The 25,534-nt window shown below is 42.6% G+C and carries 30 protein-coding genes and 1 riboswitch; of the genes, 12 read left to right on the top strand and 18 right to left on the bottom strand.

Features of this window, described 5'->3' with window-relative positions; all coding sequences use genetic code 11:
• The first annotated feature begins 6 nt into the window (after positions 1-6).
• A complete protein-coding gene (locus tag AEQ18_RS01425) occupies positions 7-603 on the top strand; it encodes a nitroreductase family protein (protein WP_054114587.1) in 597 nt (198 codons plus the stop codon).
• A gap of 65 nt (positions 604-668) precedes the next feature.
• Here the strand turns inward: AEQ18_RS01425 and AEQ18_RS01420 are convergent, their stop codons facing one another.
• On the bottom strand, positions 669-1,163 hold the full coding sequence (locus tag AEQ18_RS01420) for a hypothetical protein (protein ID WP_054114586.1): 495 nt from the start codon (positions 1,161-1,163) through the stop codon (positions 669-671).
• Between the two features lie 134 nt (positions 1,164-1,297).
• Between AEQ18_RS01420 and AEQ18_RS01415 the strand changes: the two genes are divergently transcribed.
• Positions 1,298-1,825, top strand: coding sequence for an HdeD family acid-resistance protein (locus AEQ18_RS01415; RefSeq protein ID WP_054114585.1), 528 nt, complete (start codon positions 1,298-1,300; stop codon positions 1,823-1,825).
• Between the two features lie 119 nt (positions 1,826-1,944).
• Positions 1,945-2,388 (top strand): hypothetical protein, encoded by a 444-nt coding sequence (locus AEQ18_RS01410; RefSeq protein ID WP_054114584.1) that lies wholly within the window; start codon positions 1,945-1,947, stop codon positions 2,386-2,388.
• Between the two features lie 62 nt (positions 2,389-2,450).
• Here AEQ18_RS01410 and AEQ18_RS01405 read toward each other — a convergent pair whose 3' ends face one another.
• Entirely contained in the window at positions 2,451-4,385 is a 1,935-nt protein-coding gene (locus AEQ18_RS01405; protein ID WP_054114583.1) for a heavy metal translocating P-type ATPase, read from the bottom strand.
• Between the two features lie 180 nt (positions 4,386-4,565).
• On the opposite strand from AEQ18_RS01405, the gene rsxC reads away from it, so the two are divergent.
• The 3 genes from rsxC to AEQ18_RS01390 are packed head-to-tail and all read left to right on the top strand — an operon-like array spanning position 4,566 to position 7,566.
• Positions 4,566-5,903: an electron transport complex subunit RsxC gene (rsxC, locus tag AEQ18_RS01400; RefSeq protein ID WP_054114582.1), complete on the top strand. Its 1,338-nt coding sequence runs from the start codon at positions 4,566-4,568 to the stop codon at positions 5,901-5,903.
• A complete protein-coding gene (locus AEQ18_RS01395) occupies positions 5,896-6,966 on the top strand; it encodes an RnfABCDGE type electron transport complex subunit D (protein ID WP_054114581.1) in 1,071 nt (356 codons plus the stop codon). Before rsxC ends, AEQ18_RS01395 begins: the two co-directional genes overlap by 8 nt.
• A 27-nt stretch (positions 6,967-6,993) precedes the next feature.
• Complete coding sequence (locus AEQ18_RS01390; protein WP_054114580.1) at positions 6,994-7,566, top strand: hypothetical protein; 573 nt, start codon at positions 6,994-6,996, stop codon at positions 7,564-7,566.
• 80 nt (positions 7,567-7,646) lie between these two features.
• On the opposite strand, the gene AEQ18_RS01385 is transcribed toward AEQ18_RS01390, so the two are convergent.
• A complete protein-coding gene (locus AEQ18_RS01385) occupies positions 7,647-7,841 on the bottom strand; it encodes a hypothetical protein (protein WP_054114579.1) in 195 nt (64 codons plus the stop codon).
• Positions 7,842-7,969: 128 nt separating this feature from the next.
• On the opposite strand from AEQ18_RS01385, the gene AEQ18_RS01380 reads away from it, so the two are divergent.
• A complete protein-coding gene (locus AEQ18_RS01380; protein WP_054114578.1) occupies positions 7,970-8,242 on the top strand; it encodes a hypothetical protein in 273 nt (90 codons plus the stop codon).
• Between the two features lie 41 nt (positions 8,243-8,283).
• On the opposite strand, the gene AEQ18_RS01375 is transcribed toward AEQ18_RS01380, so the two are convergent.
• On the bottom strand, positions 8,284-8,643 hold the full coding sequence (locus AEQ18_RS01375) for a hypothetical protein (protein ID WP_054114577.1): 360 nt from the start codon (positions 8,641-8,643) through the stop codon (positions 8,284-8,286).
• Between the two features lie 195 nt (positions 8,644-8,838).
• Between AEQ18_RS01375 and AEQ18_RS01370 the strand changes: the two genes are divergently transcribed.
• Positions 8,839-9,027: a hypothetical protein gene (locus AEQ18_RS01370; RefSeq protein WP_054114576.1), complete on the top strand. Its 189-nt coding sequence runs from the start codon at positions 8,839-8,841 to the stop codon at positions 9,025-9,027.
• Positions 9,028-9,052: 25 nt separating this feature from the next.
• Here AEQ18_RS01370 and AEQ18_RS01365 read toward each other — a convergent pair whose 3' ends face one another.
• Positions 9,053-9,595, bottom strand: a complete 543-nt coding sequence (locus tag AEQ18_RS01365) for an ECF transporter S component (protein ID WP_054114575.1) — start codon at positions 9,593-9,595, stop codon at positions 9,053-9,055.
• On the bottom strand, positions 9,579-9,998 hold the full coding sequence (locus AEQ18_RS01360) for a DUF4430 domain-containing protein (RefSeq protein ID WP_054114611.1): 420 nt from the start codon (positions 9,996-9,998) through the stop codon (positions 9,579-9,581). The genes AEQ18_RS01365 and AEQ18_RS01360 overlap by 17 nt, the downstream gene beginning before the upstream one ends.
• A gap of 198 nt (positions 9,999-10,196) precedes the next feature.
• On the opposite strand from AEQ18_RS01360, the gene AEQ18_RS01355 reads away from it, so the two are divergent.
• Together AEQ18_RS01355 and AEQ18_RS15555 are read left to right on the top strand one after the other, a co-directional pair.
• Entirely contained in the window at positions 10,197-11,597 is a 1,401-nt protein-coding gene (locus AEQ18_RS01355) for a C69 family dipeptidase (RefSeq protein WP_054114574.1), read from the top strand.
• Positions 11,598-11,714: 117 nt separating this feature from the next.
• The gene (locus tag AEQ18_RS15555) at positions 11,715-11,876 is read left to right on the top strand and encodes an aldo/keto reductase (RefSeq protein WP_152911858.1); all 162 of its coding nucleotides are present in this window, start codon (positions 11,715-11,717) and stop codon (positions 11,874-11,876) included.
• Between the two features lie 76 nt (positions 11,877-11,952).
• Here the strand turns inward: AEQ18_RS15555 and AEQ18_RS01350 are convergent, their stop codons facing one another.
• The 4 genes from AEQ18_RS01350 to AEQ18_RS01335 all read right to left on the bottom strand — a co-directional run bounded on the left by AEQ18_RS01350 (position 11,953) and on the right by AEQ18_RS01335 (position 15,872).
• Entirely contained in the window at positions 11,953-13,113 is a 1,161-nt protein-coding gene (locus AEQ18_RS01350) for a MalY/PatB family protein (protein ID WP_054114573.1), read from the bottom strand.
• A gap of 21 nt (positions 13,114-13,134) precedes the next feature.
• The gene (gene malX, locus AEQ18_RS01345) at positions 13,135-14,700 is read right to left on the bottom strand and encodes a maltose/glucose-specific PTS transporter subunit IIBC (RefSeq protein ID WP_054114572.1); all 1,566 of its coding nucleotides are present in this window, start codon (positions 14,698-14,700) and stop codon (positions 13,135-13,137) included.
• Positions 14,701-14,794: 94 nt separating this feature from the next.
• On the bottom strand, positions 14,795-15,607 hold the full coding sequence (locus tag AEQ18_RS01340) for a MurR/RpiR family transcriptional regulator (RefSeq protein ID WP_235505463.1): 813 nt from the start codon (positions 15,605-15,607) through the stop codon (positions 14,795-14,797).
• Positions 15,608-15,674: 67 nt separating this feature from the next.
• Positions 15,675-15,872 (bottom strand): hypothetical protein, encoded by a 198-nt coding sequence (locus AEQ18_RS01335; RefSeq protein ID WP_054114571.1) that lies wholly within the window; start codon positions 15,870-15,872, stop codon positions 15,675-15,677.
• A 122-nt stretch (positions 15,873-15,994) separates the two neighbouring features.
• Between AEQ18_RS01335 and AEQ18_RS01330 the strand changes: the two genes are divergently transcribed.
• Both AEQ18_RS01330 and AEQ18_RS15725 read left to right on the top strand, forming a co-directional pair.
• Entirely contained in the window at positions 15,995-16,663 is a 669-nt protein-coding gene (locus AEQ18_RS01330; RefSeq protein ID WP_054114570.1) for an NAD(P)H-dependent oxidoreductase, read from the top strand.
• Complete coding sequence (locus tag AEQ18_RS15725) at positions 16,660-16,833, top strand: hypothetical protein (protein WP_162838217.1); 174 nt, start codon at positions 16,660-16,662, stop codon at positions 16,831-16,833. Before AEQ18_RS01330 ends, AEQ18_RS15725 begins: the two co-directional genes overlap by 4 nt.
• 51 nt (positions 16,834-16,884) lie before the next feature.
• On the opposite strand, the gene dat is transcribed toward AEQ18_RS15725, so the two are convergent.
• From dat to AEQ18_RS01290, 8 genes are all read right to left on the bottom strand, one after another.
• Positions 16,885-17,721, bottom strand: coding sequence for a D-amino-acid transaminase (gene dat, locus AEQ18_RS01325; protein WP_054114569.1), 837 nt, complete (start codon positions 17,719-17,721; stop codon positions 16,885-16,887).
• A 132-nt stretch (positions 17,722-17,853) separates the two neighbouring features.
• Positions 17,854-18,948: an AI-2E family transporter gene (locus tag AEQ18_RS01320; RefSeq protein ID WP_054114568.1), complete on the bottom strand. Its 1,095-nt coding sequence runs from the start codon at positions 18,946-18,948 to the stop codon at positions 17,854-17,856.
• A 60-nt stretch (positions 18,949-19,008) separates the two neighbouring features.
• Entirely contained in the window at positions 19,009-19,434 is a 426-nt protein-coding gene (locus AEQ18_RS01315) for a hypothetical protein (protein WP_054114567.1), read from the bottom strand.
• Positions 19,435-19,490: 56 nt separating this feature from the next.
• Positions 19,491-19,895 carry a GNAT family N-acetyltransferase gene (locus tag AEQ18_RS01310; protein WP_054114566.1) on the bottom strand — a complete coding sequence of 135 codons (405 nt, stop codon included), beginning with the start codon at positions 19,893-19,895 and terminating at the stop codon, positions 19,491-19,493.
• A 124-nt stretch (positions 19,896-20,019) separates the two neighbouring features.
• On the bottom strand, positions 20,020-20,688 hold the full coding sequence (locus AEQ18_RS01305) for a phosphatase PAP2 family protein (RefSeq protein WP_054114565.1): 669 nt from the start codon (positions 20,686-20,688) through the stop codon (positions 20,020-20,022).
• Positions 20,689-20,690: 2 nt separating this feature from the next.
• On the bottom strand, positions 20,691-21,878 hold the full coding sequence (locus AEQ18_RS01300) for an FtsW/RodA/SpoVE family cell cycle protein (RefSeq protein WP_054114564.1): 1,188 nt from the start codon (positions 21,876-21,878) through the stop codon (positions 20,691-20,693).
• Positions 21,856-23,007 carry an FtsW/RodA/SpoVE family cell cycle protein gene (locus AEQ18_RS01295; protein WP_054114563.1) on the bottom strand — a complete coding sequence of 384 codons (1,152 nt, stop codon included), beginning with the start codon at positions 23,005-23,007 and terminating at the stop codon, positions 21,856-21,858. The genes AEQ18_RS01300 and AEQ18_RS01295 overlap by 23 nt, the downstream gene beginning before the upstream one ends.
• A gap of 101 nt (positions 23,008-23,108) precedes the next feature.
• A riboswitch (M-box (ykoK) riboswitch) is annotated at positions 23,109-23,281 on the bottom strand.
• 275 nt (positions 23,282-23,556) lie between these two features.
• Positions 23,557-25,428, bottom strand: coding sequence for an endonuclease MutS2 (locus tag AEQ18_RS01290; protein ID WP_054114562.1), 1,872 nt, complete (start codon positions 25,426-25,428; stop codon positions 23,557-23,559).
• Positions 25,429-25,534 lie beyond the last annotated feature (106 nt).

Here is a 25,534-nt window from a genome sequence, read left to right as displayed (position 1 = left end):
TACAAGATGACAACATTCTTAGATACAATCAAAAAACGCCGTTCAATTTATGGATTAGGCAAAAACGTTACATTATCCGAATCTGAAATTGAAGCAATCATCAAAGAAGCAGTCAAAAACAGCCCGACTGCATTTAATGCGCAATCTCCTCGTGCCGTGATCTTATTTGGTGAAGCCCATGAGAAATTATGGTCATTAACAGAAGCAGCCCTTGAGCCATTAACGCCGCCTGAAGCTTTTGATGCGACCAAACAAAAATTAGCCGGTTTCAAAGCTGGTTTCGGTACCGTATTGTTCTTCATCCATACGGATACAGTCAAAAATCTGCAAGAGCAATTCGCCCTTTATGCAGACAACTTCCCTGTTTGGGCAGAACAGTCTAATGGTATTGCCCAATCAAATACATGGGTGGCTTTAGAAGAAGCTGGCCTTGGTGCCAACTTGCAGCATTACAATCCAGTGATTGATGAAGCAGTGGCAAACGAATGGTCGATTCCTGAAAACTGGCAATTACGGGCACAATTGGTCTTTGGCTCAAAAGAAAGTGAAGCCAATGAAAAAGAATTTCTAAATGATGATGAACGATTTTTAGTCATTAAATAAATAAGTAAAAAGACACCGCCGTTCAAAATGGCGGTGTCTTTTTGTTTGCTTATAGGTTCTATCTGTTATGGCTGAGATCGATCATCGTGATCAACTAAAATATCGATGGGTGTGCCTTCTTTTAGATGCTCACTCAGGAAAACGACGATTTCCGCCATTGGCTGCTTGAATTTCAACAATGGCCCACGGATACCCCGCCGAAAATAATTCATTTTGATCGGGTCTCCTTCTTTTTCCTGATACAAGACGATTCGATCAATGTCTGGATACGCAATTCCCTTGATATTCATGGGGTGTATAACGATCCGATCATTGGCCAATCCTTTGCTGTCTAATGCAAAGCTAAGAAAAATAAAGCCGGATATCATCCCTCGCAGACGATGATCTAAGGTATCATCAATCAATAGCATCGACACGATGACCAACAGTGAAAAAAGCACAATCGCGATCCTCGCCCCTGTTCGTTCTGCAGCTATCATCACAATTTCCCGCCGCAGCAGCAGCAAAAAAAGAAAAAGCACGATCGTAAATAGACCCATTAATAGTGTTAAACCTGTCATATGTTTCTCCGTTCAGCTTTTTTCTTATTCTATCAAAGATTTTGGATTCCTAAAAGGAATAAATCATTGGCTATGTTTTATAGTACCCAATTTTTGGATAATTCGGTACAATAGGGAAAAAGGAGGTAACAACTATGAATGCATTTTTTGATAAATTGTATCGCTATGATTTGATTAGAGCCATCGTCTATATCATTTTTGGATTGATCATTCTCATCGCGCCGCGTACCGTATTCGATACGATCGTTTACCTAGTAGCAGGCTATATCGCTTGTTTGGGTATCATTAGTCTATATACCAACTATCAAGACCAGAAAAAAGGCTACCGCAATGTCCAATTCATTTCTGGTATTTTATTGTTGATTTCTGCCGCAGCGATTTTGGTCTTTGCCAGTGGATTGCTGTCGATCATTCCCTTCTTCCTAGGGATCTTGATCACGATTAGCGGCTGTACCCGCTTAATGGCCAACTTTAGCCAAAAACGCAGCGGTGCACCTTATCTGATCGGCCTGATCGTTAGTTTTCTGATTATCGCAGCTGGGATCATTTTGGTGTTCAATCCATTTTCAACAGTATTGTTCTTCTTTCAAATATTTGGTGGGATTCTTTTGTTTATGGGCCTATCGGATGCCATCAACCATTTTCAGCGGAAAAATGCCTAAAATGAGAATGTGCTAAAAATCAAAGTTTTCTGACACCTTCATGTAGACTTTTGCGCTTTGACCTTTTACAATAAGGTAAAGTATCAGAATCAAAGCGAAATGACTGTAGGAGGTGCGACATGCAAAAAATCAACCCAGAAGCAAAACACCCAAATGACGTACCAGTGATCTTTTTGACAGATCCCACAGGTAAAGTGATGCGGAAAATCTCGATCAATGAATGGCGGGCATTGCACGCTGACACTGATCGCATCGAAGAATTGGATATCAAGTTATACCGTGAGGCCATCAGTTTTTATTTGCAAGAAGACTATCCAAAAGCCAAAGATTTGCTGCATTTTTTGATCAATAAAACCAACTATACCCATTATGAATATGTGGAACGTTTGGCGAATATCTACCGCTTAGAACAAGAATCTGCAAAAGAAAAAGCGTTACTCCTCAAAGCATTTCAGGCAATCAATCAATTGGAATCAGTTGAAGGTATTCTTCGACGCATTGAAAAGCGTTTAGAAAAAATCGATTCTTTCCAATTTCCAACAGATAGCCAATTCAGCCTTTGAATCAGACATAAAAAAACCGCTGCTAGCTGCCTTTTGATAAGGCGTCTAGCAGCGGTTTTTGTTTACTCTGGTAGTTTTCTTAATAATCGCAGACCATTCAGCAAGACCAGCAGTGTACTGCCTTCATGCGCAATCACACCTAAGCCGATATTCATCTTTCCAAATAGATTCAATAGGACGAGCAATGCTACGACCAGCATGGAGAAATAGATATTTTGCCAAATCACTTTGTCTGTCTTTTTGGCAATCCGATACGCATAATCAACACGGTACAGGTCATTTTTCATAATGACTGCATCTGCAACTTCGATGGCTGCATCTGATCCTTCCCCCATCGCAAAACCGATGTCAGCTTGTACGAGTGCGGGTGCATCATTGATGCCATCACCGACCATTGCGGTGACACCATATGTTTGCTGCACGCCTTGTAAGATTTCCGCTTTGTCCGCAGGCATGACGTTGGCAATCGTTTGATCCATGTCCAACAAACGACCGACACTTTCTCCGGCTGCTTGCCGATCTCCAGTGATCATCACTGTATGGATCCCTTGCTGCTTCATTCGTTTGATCATCGCAGCTGCTTTAGGATTTGGTTGATCCATCAAGCCAATCACAGCCTCCACCGACTGGTTGATCGAAAACAAAACGATTGTCTTGCCTTCTGCTTCCATTTCAGCGACAGCTTTTTGCAGTGGTTGAGCCATTGCCAGCGTATCGCTCACTTTTCCCAATCGATAGGTTTTGTCAGCTTTTCTGGCAATCAGACCGCTGCCTGCCTCATTGGTGACCGCTATGGTTTCTTCTGGCAGGTCTTCTCGATCAAAATGAGCAATGATCGCTTCAGCTAAAGGATGATTGGCTTGTTTTTCCATTGCTGTAATCACTGTATCGATCATCATTCGATCGGCATGATCATGATAGACAACATCGGTTACACTAGGTTTCCCTTCCGTTAATGTTCCGGTTTTATCAAAAGCAATGGCATTGATTTGCGCCAATTGCGTCAAATAGGTACTCCCTTTGAATAAAACACCCCGCTTAGCCAAGTTGGACAATGCCGAAAGACTAACAGGCACTGCACTGGCTGCTAAAGCACAAGGTGAAGCCGCGATCATCATGACCATACTGCGATAAAAACTAGTTGACCAATCCCAACTGAGTAAGAAATGCGCCAGTACAAAAAACAAAGGCACCAACACGAAGACTGTTTTGACATAGATCGGTTCGATTTTCTTGATCCTTGTTTCAGTTGGTGATTGATTGGTCTGAGCTGCTGTGGCTACGGCAATGATTTTGGCAAACACTGAATCTGCGCTATCTTTTGTTACTTCCATCGTGAAATTGCCTGAACCATTCAAGGTACTGCCGAAGACTTCATCTCCCACTGATTTTTCCCGTGGGATGCTTTCCCCATTGATGGAAGATTCATTGATATCACTTGCGCCCGTGATGATGATCCCATCAGCAGCGACTTGGTCGCCTGGCAAAACTTTCAGACGATCGCCTTTCTTGATTTGATCCGCTGCAATTTTCGTGACGGTTCCTGCAGCATCGAGCAACCTAGCTTCTGTCGGATTGATTTTCAAGAGATTGGTGATTTCGCGTCGACTCTGCCCTTCTGCATACTCTTCCAAAAAATGGGCACCGGCAAAAATCAGGATCAATAAGGCCCCTTCACTGTAATTTCCGATGATCACTGAGCCAACAGTGGCTGCGGTCATCAATAAGTGTACATTTGGCGTCAGCCGCTGATTGATTTTGGATTGCGTCACGGTATCGATGATTCCTTCTGCAATCACATGGTAACCTGCTAAGATGATCGTTGCTAAATATAAAATTGTCTTTAAGTTGTCACTAGGAACAAAGAGCGCTGCGATAAAAAGCAAGAAGCCAATCATAAACCAGATACGCGATAAATGACCATGTGCGTGGTCGTCGTGGTCATGGCTATGCGCTTCGCTATGGGTATGTCCTTTTTGACACGTATGTTCTGCCATTTGAATCCCTCCATCCTTCACATGAATACATGAACATGTTTACATATATCATTATATATGAACAACTAATCATATGTCAAATAAAAAAATATTCTTTTTTTGCTTTTGTAAGGGTTTAAATTTTTGTGTCGGTCCAGAGCATGATACACTTATAGGTAGATAATGAAAGGAGTGTTTTGTATGCGGACATTTACTGGCGGTATCTCTCTGAGTCCTCCCTTGAAAATGCTAAAAGAGAAATTGATGATCGAACAAGATGACCTCTTATGTTTCTCGCCAACCATGGTTTTTATCCCATTAGCGCAACATATCGGCGCGCCTGTCGAGCCTTTAGTGTCAGTTGGCGATTACGTCAAACAAGGACAAGTCATTGCCGAAGCAGATGCGTTTGTTTCCGCAAAAGTCCATGCCTCAGTATCTGGAACGATCGTGGATATCGTAGATTGGCCAAATCAGAACAATGGTGAAGGTACAACGATCATCATTGAGAATGATTTCAAATTCAGCAATGATTTTTTGCCCTCGGCTTTTGATTGGTCTGAGGCAACAAATAAAGAGATTTTGGCTAAGATTCAAGCGGGAGGCATCGCTGGCAAAGGCGGCGCCACGTTCCCTACCCATGTCAAATTCAGTGTAGATGATACGAAAAAAATCCATACATTGATTTTGAACGGCTCTGAATGCGAGCCCTTTTTACGCAGCGACGCCTTTTTGATGCAAAAAGAAGCCCAGCAAATCATCACTGGCGCCAAAATTGCCCAAAAATTATTGGCCGACCCGAAGATCTTGATTGGGATCGAAGATGATAAGCCGCAAGCAATCAAAGCGATGACCGCTGCGAGTGCAGACGATGACACCATCGAAGTCGTTACTGTCCCAACTGTTTATCCAACCGGTGGTGAAAAGCAGTTAGTAGAGTTATTGACCGATCAAGAAGTGCCCCTCGGCGGATTGACCGCTGATATTGGCATTGTTTTGATCAACGTTGCCACCAGTTTTGCATTGGCTGATGCTGTTTGCTTCAATAAACCTTTGATCGAACGGTACACGACTGTCACAGGTGATGTGAAAAATCCTTGTATTGTCAAAAATCCTTTAGGTACGTTAGCAGGAGAATTGATCGATTTTGCCGGTGGATTTCAAGGTGCCCCCAGCAAATTGATTCTTGGCGGACCAATGATGGGCAAGGCAGTCAATACATTGAAAGTCCCCGTCACCAAAGGCAGTAATGGTGTGATCGTCTTTAATGAAGAAACTGATTGGCTCTATAAAGAAAATCCATGTATTCGCTGCAACAAATGTGTCGAAGCTTGTCCTATGCGTTTGATGCCGATGGAAATCGATCAATATTATCGTGCAGGTGATTATCAAAAATGTGAAGATCTATTGGCAGAGGCTTGTATCAATTGCGGTGCTTGCACCTTTGTCTGCCCTGCGAAACGGTCTTTAGCCGCCAATATCACAGCTGCAAAAAGCAAAGTTGCGCAGCTGCAAGAGGAGGCGAAAGAAAGTGCCTGATTACTATCAAGATTCAGCGAGTGAAAAAATCTTTCAACAACGAAAGAATCAAGAAACACCGCCTAACCCACATATTCGCGACAACAACGAAACGGTAAAGATCATGGGTGCAGTGATTCTGGCCTTGCTGCCAGCTGTATTGTTTTCAGGCTACCTTTTCGGTATTAAGGTCTATGGCTTATTTTTGATTGGGCTTGCGACGGCTTTCGCTGCCGACATTGGCTGGTCTTTCTTAGTCAAACGCCCCATTCGATTTGATTTGAGTATTGTGATTACTGCCTTATTATTGACAATGAATCTCCCCCCCTCTGCGCCTTGGTATTTCCCAGTGATCGGTGTCGCTTTTGCGGTGATCATCGTCAAAGAATTCTTTGGCGGCATCGGTTATAATTTTCTTAATCCAGCATTGGGGGGCCGGGCTTTATTGATTGGTTTATTTTACAATCAGATGTTTCTGATCAGTTGGCCCGATCCACCTTTTGGCAGTATCAGTCCTGACGTCGTCTCGCAAGCTACGGCCAATGATGTGGTTTCAGGAGCTACACCGCTTGCTGTGATGAAAGCCGGTGATACATTATCCAATCAAGAACTTTGGGATGCCTTTTTGGGATTTACTGGTGGGCGTGTGGGTGAAACCAGTGCGCTATTGCTGCTACTGGGTGGCATTTTTCTGGTTTGGCGTAAAATCATTTCTCCTCGTATTCCCCTGATCATATTTGCAACGATCGGTGTTTTTGCGTTTATCTTAGGACCTGAAGGATTATTCACAGGTACATGGCAGCATGTGATTGGCCATATCATCAGTGGCGGTGCGATGCTGGGGGCTATTTATATGGCCACAGATTATGCATCTACTCCTGGGACGAAAGCCGGTGAAAACTTATTTGCATTGGGTGTTGGCTTGCTTGTCGTTCTTTTCCGTTTTTATGGGTTCACCAATGAAGGAATGAGTTATGCCATTTTGATCATGAATTGCTTTACACCATTGATCGATCGTTTCTTGCGTCTAAGAATCTTGGGTGAAGGAAAACCCACCCCTTTCAATCTTAAAATCATGCGTTGATCAACTGTTTTCAAAGGAGGAATCTATATGACGATCGCCAACAGACTTGTGCTGTTTCTCATGGTTATTTTGACAAATTATGTATGCCAACAACTGGCCCCTCTCGTTGGCAAGAAAATGCCCAATGTCACGACCCGCGTCTGTTACCTTGCAAGCATCATCGGCGCAGCTTATTTTATCAGTGGAACATTGTTTTTTGCGGTGATGCACGTTCAACTCGTATACGGAAACGTCGTCGTGACCAACCTAGTCACTGCTGCTTTGATTGCCCTAATCGTTACTGGGGGCGTCCTGGCAATCGTTCCTGGCAAGAAGCGTTACCTGACGGACCATTTGATCAAAACGACCTTTATAAGTGTGCCGATTTTGACCTTAGCAACTGTCACGCAGTTTCCCTATCATCAATATATGCTGCACCTAGCGACCGCAGCTGGGATGTATTTGCTGTTTGCCTTCGCGTTATCCGGTGTGCGGACCAGAGTTGAGATTGCTGCGATCCCCAAATTACTGCAAGGATTGCCCTTAGATATCGTCACCTTGTTTTTGTTTTATCTCAGTTTTTCTTTTCTCAATGGTGTTTTTTTCAACTACTTATTTTAAGCCCAACAAAGCCAGTCAGATCAAGACGTTCTATCACGACTTGATCTGACTGGCTTATATATTTATGTGTAGGCAAGTATCTATTTCTTTCGAAACATTTCCCGAAAAGAACCGATCAAAAAACCGGTTGTATACGCATTATCGGCTTTTCTATTTTTTTCATCAGCCACTTTTTGCCGGGTTTTCAGCCCTTTATTGGCGTTCTTCCTTTTTCCCTCTCGCAGTTCTTTCGAGGCATTTTGCCATTCTTTCGAAAAACGATTGTATCCAGCCATCAAAATCACTCCTTTGTTTCAGCTTATCATAGACAGATAATTATTTCATGTGAATTGCCTTTCCTTGCTAAATCGGGTAACATAGCTAGTAGAAAGAAGTATGTATGCTGCTTAGAAAGGAAATGACTATGAACGAAACACATACAGGATTGCTTGTGAATAGCCGGGTCTTTCAAGAAACACCTATGATGTTGACAGGGATCCAATTACTTGAAGACCATAAAATCGTCAATTGTATCATCAAAGACCGTTACCTTTCCAGCTATGTTTTACGGTTGCCGTTAAATAAATACAACCTTGAAGTAGAAGGAAAATGGAATAAGCGTGAGCAGTTGGTGATCAAACATATGAAAATTAAAAATATCGACGCATTTATCAAAATCGTCGGTACACCAGAGTAAAAACCAACCAGAGCAGCTATCGCGGCAGCTCTGGTTGGTTTTTACTTGGCCATTTGGGCTATGCGTGCTAGAAACTGTTTTTGCTCTTCTTGAATCCCCATCGCCATTGGTTTGATCAATAGTTTGATCGTCGCGTTCGGCGTGCGAATACTCAGTTTCTTATTCAAGACACCGGTGAATTGCAACTGTGTGATATCATGCAAAAAAATGGTTTGCAAGGCTTTTTCATTAAAGTCCAAATCTAACTGGATCAAATGTAATTTTTCTTCATCAAGGACCAGAATATAGTATTTAGGTAATGGGAGAGCAATCATTTTGGCTTCTTCTGCATAAGCTGCAAGTTTGCCGTCAAACTTCTGGCGGTAGACTTCAAGATCTGCTTTTTTGACGATCCACTTCATGTTCAGCAACCCCTTTCACTTAGTATCAGCATACGCGCCACTGATAAAATCTGATAATAATATGCCTGTGGTTTTTTTCACATAAGTATCATAAAGTGAAAATAACATTTATTATGCTATTCAAGGTGAAATCCTTTACTTTCATCATTCTTTCCGATATTCTATTGCTAAATTGAATAGAATGAGGTGTGCATGATGAATGAATCACAGTTAGATCTAAGCATTGATTATTGGGCAAAAGTCATTGGACAACCAGATTTAGTGGAAGTTCAAGTCTTACATGTCCTTACAAATACAGCTACTGTTTGCATCAAAGAAACTGGTGAGACCGGCGTCGCAAAACTGTGCGATCTAGTTGCACAAGAAGAAAAATTGATTGTATAATGTAACACCATAGAAAAAGACAAGATCAGCTGATCTTGTCTTTTTTAGGATAAAAACGCTGGATCAGTTGGCTGAATACTGGTGCCAATAAAACATAAAACGCACCGTTGCCAAAAGCATGCAAAGCATCAAAACTGAGCCCTTGTATGTAATAAGGCCAAAAATGAGGCAGCTGATACCACTGAACACTTAACCATGAAATCACCCACCCATACAGAAATCCTGCACTGATGCTGTACAACAATTGCAAGAGCTTAGTTTGCCGATAGCTGCGAGACAAACAAAGCACTGCTTGTACAGCTAAAACGACGGCATAACTAATGATTTGCATGACCGTCCACAGACCCATCCCCATATACAGATTGGTAATGACCAGTGAAAGGATCGCCACGATCATGCCACGACTGAATCCCAATGACAAAACGATCAATAAGAAAATCACTGTCATTGGCTGTACGTTCGGCAATGGATGCAGCAAAGTCCGTCCGACCACTGCAGCAGCCGTGAATAAACTAAGAAATGCCAGTTCCCGCACGGGAAGAAATGCTTGTTTATTCGAATTTTTCATAGGTAAAAACCACTTTGTCGTTTTCCCCTAAGAAGGTATCATTGGCGCCTGTATTGATCATTTCATCATTGATCGTGTAAGTCCAGTAATAGCCGTTGCTTTCATCTTGGGCCAGGCCATCAATACTGGTGATCATGCCCTGATCCTCTACCAAATCAAAATTGTCTTTCATGATCGACATCAGCGTTGTTCCCTCATCAAAGGTCACAGTTTTATCTGTTAAAGAAGACGCTTCTTCATCGGTATTGTTGACAAAAGAAATCTCGGCACTCCGTTGGGTCGCTGATTTTTCAGCTGATGAAGCTTCCGTTGTTGTGTCGGTGCCATCAATACTTGGTTTCGCACAGCCCACCAATAAAATACTCATAACGATTGCATAGCTGACCATCCATTTTAATCTCATTTTTTGTTTCATTTGTTCTCCTCGTTTCTTTTTGTTATGCCTATATTGTACTAAACTATATTGTACTAAATAAGTATAGAAAATTCGATGGTTTTTGCAAAGTAGATGGTTTGCCATTGTAAATAGCAGAAACAATCGTTATACTAACATCAATTCTAAAAGACATGATAAATATGGGAACAAGTAAGGAGAACAAGTATGAAAAGAAAAACAGCCTCTTGCACCACGATCTTGGTGGGAAAAAAAGCCACCAATGATGGATCAACGATGATCGCCCGTAATGAAGATTCCGGCAGTGGATCAGAGCCGCAAAAATTTGTGGTGATCACCCCTGAACAACAACGCACGTCATTTTATGCCGTTTTAAGTGACTGTACGGTTGCATTACCGAATGATCCAATGCGCTATACTTCGACACCTGAAGCAGATCCTGCACAAGGCGTATGGGCGGCATCAGGAATCAATGCCGCGAATGTGGCAATGACCGGCACAGAAACCATTACCACCAATTCCCGGGTCTTAGCAATCGATCCTTTTGTATCCACCGGCATCGGCGAAGCGGATTTTGTCAGTATCGTCTTACCGTATATTCATTCCGCTCGAGAAGGTGTTTTGCGCTTAGGTAAATTACTCGCACAATATGGTACCTACGAGTCTAATGGTATTGCCTTTTCCGATCAGGATGAAGTCTGGTACATGGAAACCATTGGTGGCCATCACTGGGCGGCTATCCGTATTCCTGACGATGCCTATGTCGTCGCGCCGAATCGCTTGAATATCGACCACTTTGATTTTGACGCTGATCACGTCTTATACGCCGCAGGATTGCCAGAGATGATCGACAAACACCACTTGAATCCCGATTTTGAAGGTGTCAATCTACGTCATATTTTCGGCAGTGCTACTGAGAAAGATACACGGTATAATAATCCTCGTGCTTGGTATATCCAAAAACATTTCAGTGGAACAGAGTCCGAGCCAATCGATCATGAATTGCCTTTCTTGTGTTATCCCAAACGAAAGCTAACGATTGAAGATGTCAAATGGGCGTTAAGCAGTCATTTTCAAGATACACCTTTCGACCCATATGGTACCGGCACAGAAGAAGAGAAAAAACAATTTCGTTCCATCGCGCTCAACCGAAACCAGCAGATTCATATTTTGCAAATCAGAAACAATATCGCGCCTGAACTTGCAGGAATCCATTGGTTGGCTTTTGGACCAAATACGTTCAATGGGGTTGTTCCTTTTTATAGCCATATCACGGATACACCTGCTGCTTATCGAGATACGACGAAAGTCTATGATCCTTTGAATCATTACTGGTTAAGTCGGACCCTTGCATTGATTGGTGATAGCGACTATGACCGTTATAGTGATCTAGCAGCGAGATTTGAGTTAGATACGATGGCTCATAGCCGCCGCATCCAACACCAAACGGATCAAGCATGGCTTGATCAGGATCAGCCTGCAATGCTTTTAGAAAAGGCCAATGCACAAATGGCGGATTACTACATGGAACAAGCAACTGTTCTTTTGGGCAAAATGGTTGAATCAGGAAGTCAAAAAATGACGTTGCGCTTTAATTTGGCTGACTAGTATTCACACAAATTTTACCTAAAATTGTTTTGAACCATACATTCATCCTTTATCATGAAGTTACCTGTTCCTCCACTAAAAAAGTGAAGGAACAAGGAACTGTTGGGAGGAATGACTATGCAAACACACAAGTATCGGACCATTACCAACGAATTGATCAAAGGTGAGATCATCACCCGCTATGACCATCGATCGATTTTGATCATCCAAGACCGTGATGGTTTTCTCCATGTCGTTGAAAACGCTCCTGCGCCCCCTGTACATGCACGATCAAAATAAAACAAAAACCGCTTGCGCAAGTGGGAAGAAAACAGGATTTCTTCTTGCGTGAACGGTTTTTGTTGATGAATCATTACTACTGCAGACTTTTTGTCAACCGGGCCATTCCTTCTTCGAGTTTTGATCGAGGACAACCAATATTCAAACGCAAAAATTGCTTTCCCGATTCTCCATAAACTGCCCCATCCATGATCGCAATTTTCCCTTGATTGATCAAACGATCTTGGATCTCAGACATTGAAAATCCCAGCTTTGAGCAATCCAACCACATCAAATATGTTGCTTGACTATTCACTATCTTGATGTCGCTATGATACTTTTGCAAGTAGTTTTTTACAAAAGATATATTCTGATCAAGATAAAGGTTTAGTGCATCGACCCATGTATCGCCTTCTTGATACGCAGCAATCGTCGCCGTCAAGCCAAAAATACTAGTGGAACTCAAGCCGTTAGCTTCTTTCATTTGCTTGATGAATTTATCTCTGATGTTTTGATTAGGGATCAGTCCATAGGAATAAATCAAGCCAGGAAAATTGAACGTTTTGCTTCCCGATGTCACGACCGCAATATTTTGATCAGCCAACTGAATTAGCGGCACATGAACTTGCCCCTGCCTTAATATATCCATATGGATTTCGTCTGAGATAACAAATACACCATGCTGATCGGCCAGCTGCAAGATCGCACTTAACTCTTCTTTCTTCCACACACGGCCGGTGGGATTATGCGGACTGCATAACAGTAAAACTTTATTATTTGGCTGAGCCATCAACTGTGCAAGTTCAGTCAGATTGATCTGATAATTTCCGTCTTGGTATAGGAGTGGATTGTCAACTAGCAGGCGGTCATTACTGGTGATCAAATGAAAAAATGCATCATAAGCTGGTGTCTGAATGATCACGCCATCCCCCGCAACTGTTAAAATATCTATCAATTGTTTGATACTGTATATCACTGATGGACTATAAACCAACCAGTCTTCACTGATCGAAGTCGCAAATCGCTTCTGGTACCAAAGATATACTGATTGTTTGAAATCAGTATGGTTCCAACGTGTATACCCATAGACTGGATGCTGCATGCGTTTGATCAGTGCCTTTTCAACCACACTTGGCACCTTAAAATCAGTATCCGAAATCGTAAAAGGCAATAAATCTTTTTGACCAAAGCGATCTTCGATATAGTCCCATTGCGTGCAATGGGTTCCTCTGCGATCTATCTCTTCATCAAAAAACATAACATCTGCTCCTCTAGCCACCTACAAGATGGCATCCAATTGGTTTCTTACTGTGGTTACTTTCGTACCAATAATTACTTGGATATTGGTATCATTCAGATGCACAACACCTAGAGCACCTAATTTCTTCAAGCGCGCATCATCAATGATCGTCCCATCCTTGACGACTAATCGCAGACGGGTAATACAATTATCCAAAGATTCGATATTTTCTGCACCGCCAAGTGCATGTAGTATCCCCGGCGCATCAAAACCGCCTTTGGTATCATGTTTCAATTCTTCGTCGGAATACGTCATGTCTTCGGGTTCAGTCTCTTCACGCCCAGGTGTTTTCAAATCTTTACGTAAGATAACGGTCTTGAACACAACATAGTAAAGGGCAAACCAGCAAGCACCCACGATTAAGACCATCCACCATTTAGTATCAGTTCCTTGCATGACACCAAAAATAATGAAATCTAGGATACCGCCATCCGTATTGCCTATCGTCACACCTAAGAGACTCATCACCATAAACCCAGCCCCCGTCATGATCACATGGAAAATCCACAATAACGGACTGATGAACAAGAATAGAAACTCGATGGGCTCGGTGATCCCGGTGACAAAAGTTGCGATCACACCTGAGATCAGCAAGCCTTTGATTTTATGCCGATTTTGCGGTTTGGCTGTTTGATACATTGCCAACGCTGCAGCTGGTAGACCAAACATAAATGTTGGCATTTTCCCCTGTGACAAGAATGCTGTCGCGCTTGGCGAGATACTTAACCCATTTTGTAATTCTGCATAAAAGATATTCAACGCACCAAAAACTTGCTGACCATCAACGATCTGACTGCCCCCAGCCTCAGTAAAGCGAATCATTGATACCAAGATATGATGCAACCCAAAAGGCAGAAGCAAGCGCTCACCAGAACCGAACAGAAACGGACCAAATGGACCTGCCTGCTGGATCAGATTGCCAATCGCAGTAATAACAAACGCAAACACAGGCCAAATCATAGGGATCACGACACCTGTTATTGCCAGAGTCATTGAAGTGACGATCGGTACAAAACGGGCACCAGAAAAGAATGCAAAACTATCAGGCAATTGAAAATGATAAAATTTCATATGCAGTTTATATACGATAAGGCCTGCAATAATTCCACCTAAAACCCCCATTGATAATGTCTGGATCCCAAAGACCATTTCTTGGCCCGCTTCTCTCAGCAATTCTGTACTAGCAAGCTGGTTGGTTTCTTGTAAATAAAAATTGATTGATAAATGCATAACTACATAACCAACAAACCCTGAAAAAGCGGCTACCCCTTTTTCTTTACGCGCTAAGCCTAATGGGATCGCCATCGCGAACATGACTGGCAGATAGCTGAATGCGAATCCACCGATGGTAGACATAAATCGAAAGATCACTTGCAACCATCCAGCACCTAAAACCGGAAATGCATCAATAGTGGCATCAGAAGAAAAGGCACTTCCGATACCTAAAAATAACCCCATAAACGCGAGCAATGCTACCGGCAGCATGAATGTTTTCCCTAATCCTTGAAATATTTCCATCCAACTGGCTTTTTTTGCTTTTTGCATGCTTATTTCCTCCTAGTTTCTTATTTCCTTACAATGAAAATGTAAACGATATCACGAAGCGAAACAAGGTCCAGCAAAAAAGAAGAATAGCCATTCAAAAATCAGAATGACTATTCTTCTCAATTTGAGATTGATTGGCAAATTGGATCAACAAAACATCCACGATCCCTGCCAAAGAAACGCGAGGGCTTAAGTCGATATCATGGGTGTAGATCGAACTACTTTCGGATGTAAAAGACAATGTAGCCCTTTCTGTCAAGGAACTGCCATTTACGCCAGTGAAAGCTATGATCGGCACTTGGCAGGCATTCAAACGATCTGCATAATCTAACAAACCAATCGTTTCACCACTCAAACTGATAAAGACAGCTAAATCATTACTTGTCAGATGATTACTGACAGCAAAAAGCTCATCCCAATCAGTTGCGGCGCCTACAGGTTTCCCCAGAAATCGTAATTTTCTACTTGCGGATAACGCCACTGGCATACTCTGACCCAACGCGAAAAATTCGACCCGTTTGGCTTTTTCCAACAATCTAGCGGCAGATTGGATGTTCTTTGGATCAATTCCCTGCATCGAACGGGTAAAATCATCAACCATTTGCTGGATCAGCTGTACTAAGGCAAAGGGTTGGCTTCTCTCACCTTCGATATGTGCCGCTGATTGCTGATTTTTCAAGGCAAATTTAAATTCTTGAAAACCTGCAAAGCCCAGTTTCTTTGCCATACGAGAAACTGTCGCTTGACTGGTGAAAGTTTGTAGCGCCAATTGGGTCGCAGTCATTTCTGAAACAACTGTCGACGCATTCAAACAGTAGTCAAGTACATTTTTTTCAACACGATTCAATTTGGGGATTTGATACTGAATTTGTTTATATAAATGATTCATCTCATCGGTCCATTTCATTTGATACTCTTATTATACCTGTGTCAAAGAAATGTACAACTATCCATATGTGCTGCAAACAATTTTATCAGCCTTGATCGACAGATCGATTCCGCTTGACTGTAAATTCTTGTCCATCTTCATCCATGAGCCTGCTGATCCTGTTGTTGGCCAATTGACGGGGCTTTTTCCTTGCCGAGCCTTTTTCCACTAGTGCGATCCCAATGGCAATAAGCCAAACCAGTAGCGCTATGACTTTGATCAAAACTCGATTGCGTTTATTCATGATACATGGCTCCTTCATATGTGTGTGTTTGTTTGATCATACCTCATCCAACTTAAATCAACCTAAAAAAAAGCAGAGTAGTTTCCCTTTGGCTGAATTTGTGGTACATCTATAGTGAAAGGATGAATGATTTTATGACAAACACGTTGGTCATCGCGAGCCACCCAAACTATCAGCAGTCGCTGTCGCAACGATTTTTCACTGAAAGTGCCAAAATCCCCGGAGTCACGCTCCATTTTCTTGACACATTGGATCATTTCGTTACTGAAGATGAACTGACACGACTATCAGATTGCGACCGATTGATTTTACAATTTCCATTGTATTGGTATAGCGTTCCTGCTAAATTAAAAGCGTGGATCGATCAAATTTGGGCAGAGGCGGAACCCTTTTTGAGCGGCAAAGAAATCGGATTTGCCATTTCGACAGGTGTGGCGGCAAAAGAATTTCAATTGGGGGGACAAGAACAAATCAGCTTCAATGAACTCTTGCGGCCACAATTGAGAATGGCTCAAAAATACCAGATGACGGTGCTGCCTTTGATTATTTTAGACCAGTTCATGTATAAAACAGAAAACCAAAAGCGAAAGTTCGTGGTGGATTATCAACAATTACTCACCATGCCTTCCCCTTTCTCCTTTGATCAAAAACAACGTTGGTTTGCAGATCAACTGCGAACGCGCGTTGAAACCAAGCCTCAACTCGCGCCTTTGTTGACACGATTGGAAGAAAATCGCGAGCTGATCGAAGATTTAACTGATGCTTTGAATAGTTTGGAGGAACCATTTTGATTGAACCATGGATCGAAAGACTGATTAATGACAGCAGCAATGAAACCAAAGATTATCACGAAAAAGCCCTCTTGCAAGAGCTGGCCGTCATACTCCAAGAGCAGGAACAGCGTATCACATCCAAGCAAGGTGAATTGGATGGCAAGCTGTGGAATCCTAGTGATTGGTAAACAAAAAGCCTAGTCTAGATTCGATGAATCTGGCTAAGCTTTTTTTGATCGCTAAATGGCTGAAATGTATGCTTGCTGCAACAAGGTCGTGATAGCTCCTCTTTCGCCATGTCCGATCAACTGTCCGTCAACTGACACGACAGGGACGATCTCCCATACAGAATTGGTCAAGAAGCATTCTTGGAATTCCCCTAAGCGAGCAACCGGTACAGCTTCTTCTTTTAATGAAAGCCCTAATTCTCGACACAATTCTCGGACTTTGATTTTGGTGATACCTGGCAAGACCAAAGGGCCATCAGGATGCGTGTACAACGTCCCATCTAACACAAACCACAAATTGGATGCCGAGGCTTCGGTAAAGAAACCATCTCTTTGCAGCAAGGCATCGTCAAATCCTTTTTCAACGGCTTCGTCCAATGACAGCAAGTTGCCTAACAAACTTAATGACTTGATGTCGCAATGCAGCCAACGCTGGTCAGGGATGACCGTCGCAGTCAGACCCTTTTGCTGCATCGCTGCAGGACGTTCAAAAGGGATCACATTGGCTGTCAAAACCGGCTGGACGGATCCAGCAGCAGGAAATAAATGGTTTCGCGGTGAGGCGATGCCTCTTGTGATCTGCAGATAGATTTCTCCATCGTCGATGCCTTCAGCAGCCAGCAGCCGTTGCAGATCAAGGGCAATCTGTGATGCGTCATAGGGCAATGACAATTTGATTTTCTGCGCACTCCTTGTCAATCGCTCCAGATGTTCAGTTAGCATGTAGCATTGACCATCGTAGACTCGGATCACTTCATAGATGCCATCACCATATTGATAGCCGCGGTCTTCTATATCTATCTTCACCTGTTCCCGTTCAACAATATCTTGATTCCATAATACCTTCATTTTACCCACCCCTCAAGAATTACTGTGACGCTAGTATAGCACGTTATGCCGGTCAAAACGACAATCATTCAAAGAAAAAGCCAGCGGGCATGATCAAAAAAACAGTTATCCTGGGATAACTGTTTGTTCGTGCTATTCTTTATCAATGACTGAATGCGACAAGCGATGTTCTTGCCAGTATCGTATAAATGTGCCGCACATGGCCACAACGATCGAATAGACAGGCAACGCAACGATCATTCCTACAAATCCTAACAGATTCCCAGCAATCAACAACAAAAAGACAGCAATGATCGGATGGATATGTAGCACTTTATTCATCACTAATGGAGAAACCAAATACGATTCACCAAACTGGATGATCGTGATCCCAAGCACCAGAAGTAGACTTGTTTGGATATCTTGACTGAGTGCAAATAAGAATGCCGGTGCAGCCCCAATAAAAGGACCAAAGTAAGGAATAATGTCCAGTACCCCGCAAATCAGCCCCAATAAAAGGGCATTCTGTAAGCCTAGTAAAGAGAAAACCAAATAACTAGATACAGCAACATAAGAACATACAAGCAATTTGCCGCCGATATAAGCTGAAGCCGCTTGATGGAAATCATCACACAACTGCAAAATCAAAGCGCGATACTTTTTGGGTGATTTCTCTGAAAGAAGTGTTGGCAGCCTGTCCCCATCTTTGAACATATAAACCAATAGCAACGGAATCGTGAACAAAATAATCGCCGAATGGGATACGATCGAGATCAGGCTTGTCAAACTATTGGTAGCCCCTGTCAAAAATTGCAGCGCAAAATTGCCGATTTGTGAAAAATTGACAGATTCCACCAATGGCTCAAATATATTTTGCAAATAAGAATGATCAATATTGTCGATCACCAAATTGATGATGATCGGCACTTGACTGATGAAGCGCCCCATCTCGGCTGCCAAAGCGGGCCCAATGACTTGTATGATCAAATAAGCTGCAAATACGATCAGCAGCAAAGTCGAAAGCAAGGCCACTTGTTTTTTCTTGGTCACACGATAGATCCAATTAAAAAACGGCAAAAAGATATAGAAAATAAAAATCGAAATCAAGACTGGCAGAAAGACACTTGAGAAAACAGCCTCAAGCGGCCTGAAAACGAATAAAATATTAGAAAAGATCCAGATTGCCAATCCCACCAAACAAATGATCACCAAACTGGCAAAAATTTTTGACTTTTGTAAAAACTTCAAATGATTTTCCTCCAAATTGCTTTAAATGATTGATATATTTAAATGAAACGCATTTACCGATTAATTTTGATGTGCGGAAAAAGGAATGTGTTGGTGATCCACACGAATGATATGTCTGCTCAGTCCAAATTGTAAGAAACCAATCAGCAAGAAGAAGACATGCAGCCCATTTCCGCCCCGCAACATCCCCACTTGAATGAGAATCCAAGCAACCAAGCAGCCACCCATACACATGCTTAGATAGTTATCTTTTTTCCGTACCATCAACAACGCCGCACTTAAATTTCCTAGGCCCAATACCAAAAACAAAAAAATGCCAGGAACCAAAAAAGTAGAAAAAGGCGTATGCCGCAGTATGGTTTGTGACAGACCCATGTATGTGTCACCATTTTCCAGTGGCTGCCAACTCAGCCATGCAATCATTCCCCCAGCACAAGCCCCAAGACCAACAAATAAAGCGATAAACAACAGCAGCCATTTCCCCATCTATTCACACCTTCTCCTTTTTTTTAGCCATTGCCAGCGTGTATCTGATCTTCCTCTCATGAAGAAAAGCCGTACGCTACACCACCTGTTTTGCCCACTTGTTGAAAGCCGCATGCTTCATAAAATGACATAGATTGTATCTGGTCATCTGTCAAAAGGATCTTTTGCCGTACATCTGGAAAAGCGGCAATCATCTTTTCTAATAACGTTCGGCCGATATTTTGCCGTTGATAATTCGGCAAAACCAATAGATCCTGGATATACAAGATCGTTTCTCCATCTGTTACAGCTCTGATCAAACCGACTAAGCGCTCTTGATCATACGCTGCCAGCACATCAGAACGCGGCAAACCCGCCAGCAATTTCTCAGGCTTTCGGGTATACAGTGTCCAACCAACTTCTTGATATAATGTCAAAATTTGTGCCTCATCGTGAGGGACACCTTCCTGAAATACGATCATCACAGCCACTCCTCACCTCTGCCAAATACATCATGCCTTATTTGGCTCATTTTATTCATGGTATCGTGGCGAAACACACCTGTCAACGTTTTCAGCTGAATAAAGGACATTTATTATCAAGTGGTCATTTGATCTGGTTGCTTGCCACTGCTCTATCCGATTCACTGAAGTGGACAAACACACCATATGTCAAGCTGCTGACTGCTCCGCTCAAACAAAGACTAGCCAGCAGATCACTGGGATAGTGCACACCAAAATACACGCGCGTCATCATCACCAGCAAAATATAGACCATACCACCGGCCATCACCCACTTCTTTATAAGCGATTGACACCTGGAAGACACAGAAGCCATCAGATAAGGGAAGATGACGATACAAGTCAGAACGAAGGTAACCGCCAATAAGGTATGGCCGCTAGGAAAGCTGAACGATGCCCGTTCTGCATGACCGGCAAATGAAGGTCTTGGACGGGCGATCATTGATTTGATCCCTTTGCCCAAGCCGCTGATCAGAATCAAGTTCCCCCAGAGCCAAATCATCAATGTCCACGAACGACGCCAGCATAAACCGATGCTTAAAAGTAAAAGAGCAGCTGTGATAGGTATGATGGTGGCCGTTGCTGCAATTGCGCCAAAAAAAGTATCTAATTGTTCTGAACGATGCAATGGCCATTGACTGAACAAATGGTCAATCGTTGACAACATAGCTGGACGCAACCAGACGAGTAGCGACAATAACAAGAAAAGAACGGCAAGAACAGCACTACAAATCAGATATCGCTTTTGATGCATACTCACTCAAACCTCATTTCCGAATCCTGTCTTGAATCGATTGCCAGTAAAGGCGCTTTGTTCAAGCCCAAAATGATGCCCATCGCCATGCTGATTGCCAGTAAAGAGGTGCCTCCTTGACTCAGAAACGGCAATGGGATACCCGTCAATGGCAATAATCCAATCGCTGCACCGATATTTTCGAAAATCTGAAAGACTAAACCAAAAATAAAGGTGATTGCAATATAGACTGAAGCTTTGTTGTTCGTAGATAACGCGGCGAAAATCACTTGATAAATCAAATAGAAATACAAAAAAATCACCAAAGTGCTGCCTAAAAAGCCAAAGGTTTCTCCAATGACAGTAAAGACCATATCAGATTCCCGGACTGGCACATACACAGTCACATGCTCTGGACTTGCCCCTAACAATCCACCAGAACCAATGGCCAACATACTACGCACTTGCTGGAAAGCAATCGAATCTTGATAGGCAAAAGGATCGACCCATGCTTTGACTCTGTCCAGCTGATACTGGGAAAAGGTCAATTGGAATAGTAGCCGATTGCCCCATTCTGTAAATACCAACAACAGCAAAACACCGCCAACTAAAACAGCAAGACTAGCGATCACCGTCAATATTTTCCAATGAACACCGGAAATGACAAATAATGCCCCCAGCATCACAACGAAAACCAGGCTGGTCCCAAAATCTCGCTGCATATACATCAGCAAAAATGTCGGTACACTATATAACAAAATGCTGCCGACATACATCATATCGGTTTGGATCGTGCGCATTGTTTTGCGTTTTTCATAGCGTAAGGTCAAATAGACCATAAATAAAACAAAGGCGATTTTCATCAATTCAGAAGGTTGGATCGTAAAGCTGCCGATCCGCAACCAACGCTTTGTATGTGTTTCAGCAAACATGAAGGGATCATATAACCAGTGCAGCGATGCCATCAGTCCAAGAGATAGGACATACCAGATGCCAGAATAACGCAATAGAAACGATGTTTTTAATAAACTAGCCGCCCCTAATACAAGGACCGACAACACACAAAATATAATCTGCCGCAGCATCACGGAACCTGGTTCGCGGCCATCCATCACTGCCGCCTGATATTGGACCCAAATACTCAGTAGATACAATAAAAAAATCGGTAATAACAAGGCATAATTGATTTCACGCTGTTTGTACAATCGCATATTGTTCCACTTCCTCTCTCGCCAATTTTATACATAACCCGAAGGCAAAAGATAAGATAAAATAACTGGATCCACCATAACTGATGAATGGCAGCGGCACACCAGTCATCGGCATCAGGCCGAGGATACTGGCAATATTAATACTGGTTTGCATCAACAATAAAGTCGCTGTACCGAGCAAAATCAGCCCAATCTGGTTATCCTGGCATGCGGCACTACGCATGAACAAGCGCATAATGATCGTAAACAATAAGCCAATCACAAAGATACCGAAAATCAAGCCCATTTCTTCTACCAGAACAGAGAAAATAAAGTCCGTTTCAGCTACCGGCAAGAACCCTTTTTTCGTAATACTATTGCCTAAACCCAATCCGCTTAAACCACCATTGAACAAGGCGTAATAAGAATGGATCATCTGAAACCCTTGGCCATATGGATCAGAAAAAGGATTCCCGACCAAGCGAATCCGATTATAGACATGTGCAAACATCGTTGGCAACAAATCATGCTGACCTAGAAGCAGAATCAGCCCCCCTACGCATACCACCATCAGGACTAAACCACCAAATAACAGCGCCGTGACCTTGACTGGGACTTGAACAGTTGTGATCATCATAAAAGCCAAAAACAACAAGATAAAAACCCCAGCCACTTTTGGTTGAAAGAGTATCAGCAAGCAGCATACCAGAAGCAGCACAAATGGTTTCTTCATCTCTTGCAACGAAGCCTTTGGCGCCTTAAAAAAGTGCGCCAGGTACAAAATCATGCCCACATTGACGATCTCAGAAGGCTGGAATTGCAGCCCAGCGATTGCTACCCATCTTTGGGCCCCATTAACAGTCACGCCAAAAAACGGAACATGAGCCAATAAAAGCGTCAATACGCCAAATCCAATCAAACCTACAGCCAAAGAACGCCCTAGCAACACTTGAACGCGCACCCGCTGCAGCAAAAGAATCAGCCCCCAGCTTAATACCAAAAAAATCAACTGCCGTTTGAACAATGCAGAAGGTTGCGCCCCAATCGTCAGCAGGCGAAATGAACTTGCGCTGTAAATCATCAAAAGCCCAATCGTACTTAATAAAATATACGATAGGACCATGAGCCAATCCGTCTTTTTCGTTTTCATTCGATCCACTCCTCTTTGCCTTAGAGTCGGTGTTCAGACGGTCATCTATCTAACGTGCAGCCTAAGAAAAAAGTCTAACTTCCCTTAGGACGTTAGACTTTTTTCAATCTCATCGTCCGAGTTTTAGCACTATACAACGTAAAGCAAATCAACTTGCTTAGCTATTTTATGAAAAGCCTTAATCCGACAATTCCTGTTTTACACATTGGCGTCTTTCGACGTTTCTGCGCAATAGCCTATGTTTGTATAGGAGCCTCACCTAACAAGGTTTATTGTTATTTTATATCCAGTAAAATGTTACCTTTCTTCGACCGCTTTGACAATAGCCGCCAAATAATAAAGGATATTCTTTACTATTTCTTAATTATATCCATCGTTTTGAAGATATTCAATCACTTTCTGAATTTTACTCTTTTGGTCTTTTAAACGTCTTATATAAAAATAAATAACTTTCGTAATAAAAAAAGATCGTTGTTCAGACATTATCTGAACAACGATCTTTCTCCTTAATGGCATACATCTTTCCTAAGAGTGTTCGCCTTTATACGCTTAAGATTTCTGTTTCCCTTGTTTCTTTAGTTGTTTATACGCTTTTTTGGATCCGCGGGACAAATCTTTATTGAACTTATACGTGCGATGATCTATAAATAATTGATCAAGATCATACCCTGCTGGATACAATTCCGTTTGTTTGATCAGCAAGCGAATCCTTTTCACCGCAACCATGGCCATCTCCTCATCGATCCATACTTTGGCCTGACCGTTGTCCGCATACTGATAAAATATCCCCTTTTGTCCTCGATCTCCTGCTAGCACTTGATCACCCTTGGTCAGTAACTGGGGATGTTCAGATAAATGTGTATGCTCAGGAAGCGGTGCAAACACATTTTTTTGCAAAGGGTACGCTTTGCTCGACAAATAAGTGATTGCTTTGGCAACGATTGGTTTGGGAATCTGCATTTTCTCAGCGATCCAAAAAGCATTGCTTTCGCCTACCTGATTGACCAATAGACGATACTTAGGTGCCAATGTCTGGGGATCAAAAGCCATAGCAGCCGTTTGGAAGTCAGGATGATCCACTGCAAACTGCTTGATTTCACCATAATGCGTCGTGGCGATCAGCAATGCCCCGGAACGATAGATGGCATCCATGATCGCGATCGCGAGGGCGGCACCTTCATTTGGTTCCGTGCCACTACCGATCTCATCCAATAACACAATAGAATTGCGCTGATTTTCAGCTAAAATACCGGCAATATTAGCCATATGGCCTGAAAATGTACTTAAGGCATTCGCCAAACTTTGCTGGTCACCGATATCCATCGAAAGACTTTTAAAAAACGGAACGCTACTCTGGCCATGATGGTTAGGAAACAACCCATGATGTGCCATGGCACAGACCAAGGCAACCGTTTTTAAAACAACTGTTTTGCCTCCTGCATTTGGTCCTGTGATCACCATACAGCGTGTATGGATCCCTAAAGACAAATCTAGAGGAACTGCTTCATCGCCAAGCAAAGGATGCTTGACCTGATCCAAGATTAGTTCTTCCTTCTGGTTGAGCGTCAAGGGCAACCCATTGATGTCTCGGCAAAATTTGCCCTTGGCAAAAATCACATCGAGCACAGCTAAGCAGTCTAAACCTTGGTGGATCAGCGGCAATTCCTCAGCAATCAAGCCGGTCAGTTCAGCTAATATTTGATACTCGATCGCTGTTTTTTCCGCTTCTGCCAGAATCAAACGATCATTTAATCGGGCAACTGTCTCAGGCTCAATGAAGACAGTCCCACCTTTGTTGGATCGTTCAATGATCGACCCTTTGAATTGATGCTGCCACTCTACGCGTACCGGCAGTGTATAGCGATCATTCTTCTTGATCATGCGATTGTCTTGCAAGTACTTCCCTTGTGATAAAAACTTTAAAAAAACTTTTTTTAAATCAGCTTCGATCTGATCAATTTGACGAACGATCTTGCGCAAATGCCGATTCGCCTCTGGATCAATGCGCTGATGACGGATGGATTGGCTGATTTTCTCAGTGATCAGCGTAAAATCCGCCAACGAATCACTATATCCGGTCAAAATCGGTGCCAAAGCGTGGTGCTTTTCAAAGAAAGTTTTGATTCTCGGCATAGATCGTAAAAAGTCGCCATAAGACACCAATTCATGGGGCATCAAAATAAAACCTTTTTCGATTTTTTCTGTATCAGATTGCGCATGCTGTATGCCCATAAATGGCACGGCAAGGCCTGCTGCCAATAACGTGACGGCTTCCTTTGTTTCCTCCATCCGCTTAACTGCTGTTGTGTAAGAAGCTGCCGGTGCCTCAGATGAAAATAAGTTTTTGCCGTAATCACTGATGATTTTCTTTTTTACTTGTACTTTGATTTGTTCAAATTCTGCTGCTTGAGGTATCTTCATGTCGGTTGTCCTTTCTGGTGCCTGCAGAATCCGAACATCTCTGCGTCCAAAAAAGTGTACAAAAAAAGCGATAGTTCCCCATCACCTGTTTCATCAATAACGATTT

It is taken from the genome of Enterococcus sp. RIT-PI-f (assembly GCF_001297065.1).
Classification (GTDB): Bacteria; Bacillota; Bacilli; order Lactobacillales; family Enterococcaceae; genus Enterococcus_D.
Note: the sequence above shows the minus strand (reverse complement) of the source record. Positions and strands in the feature narration are given on the sequence as shown.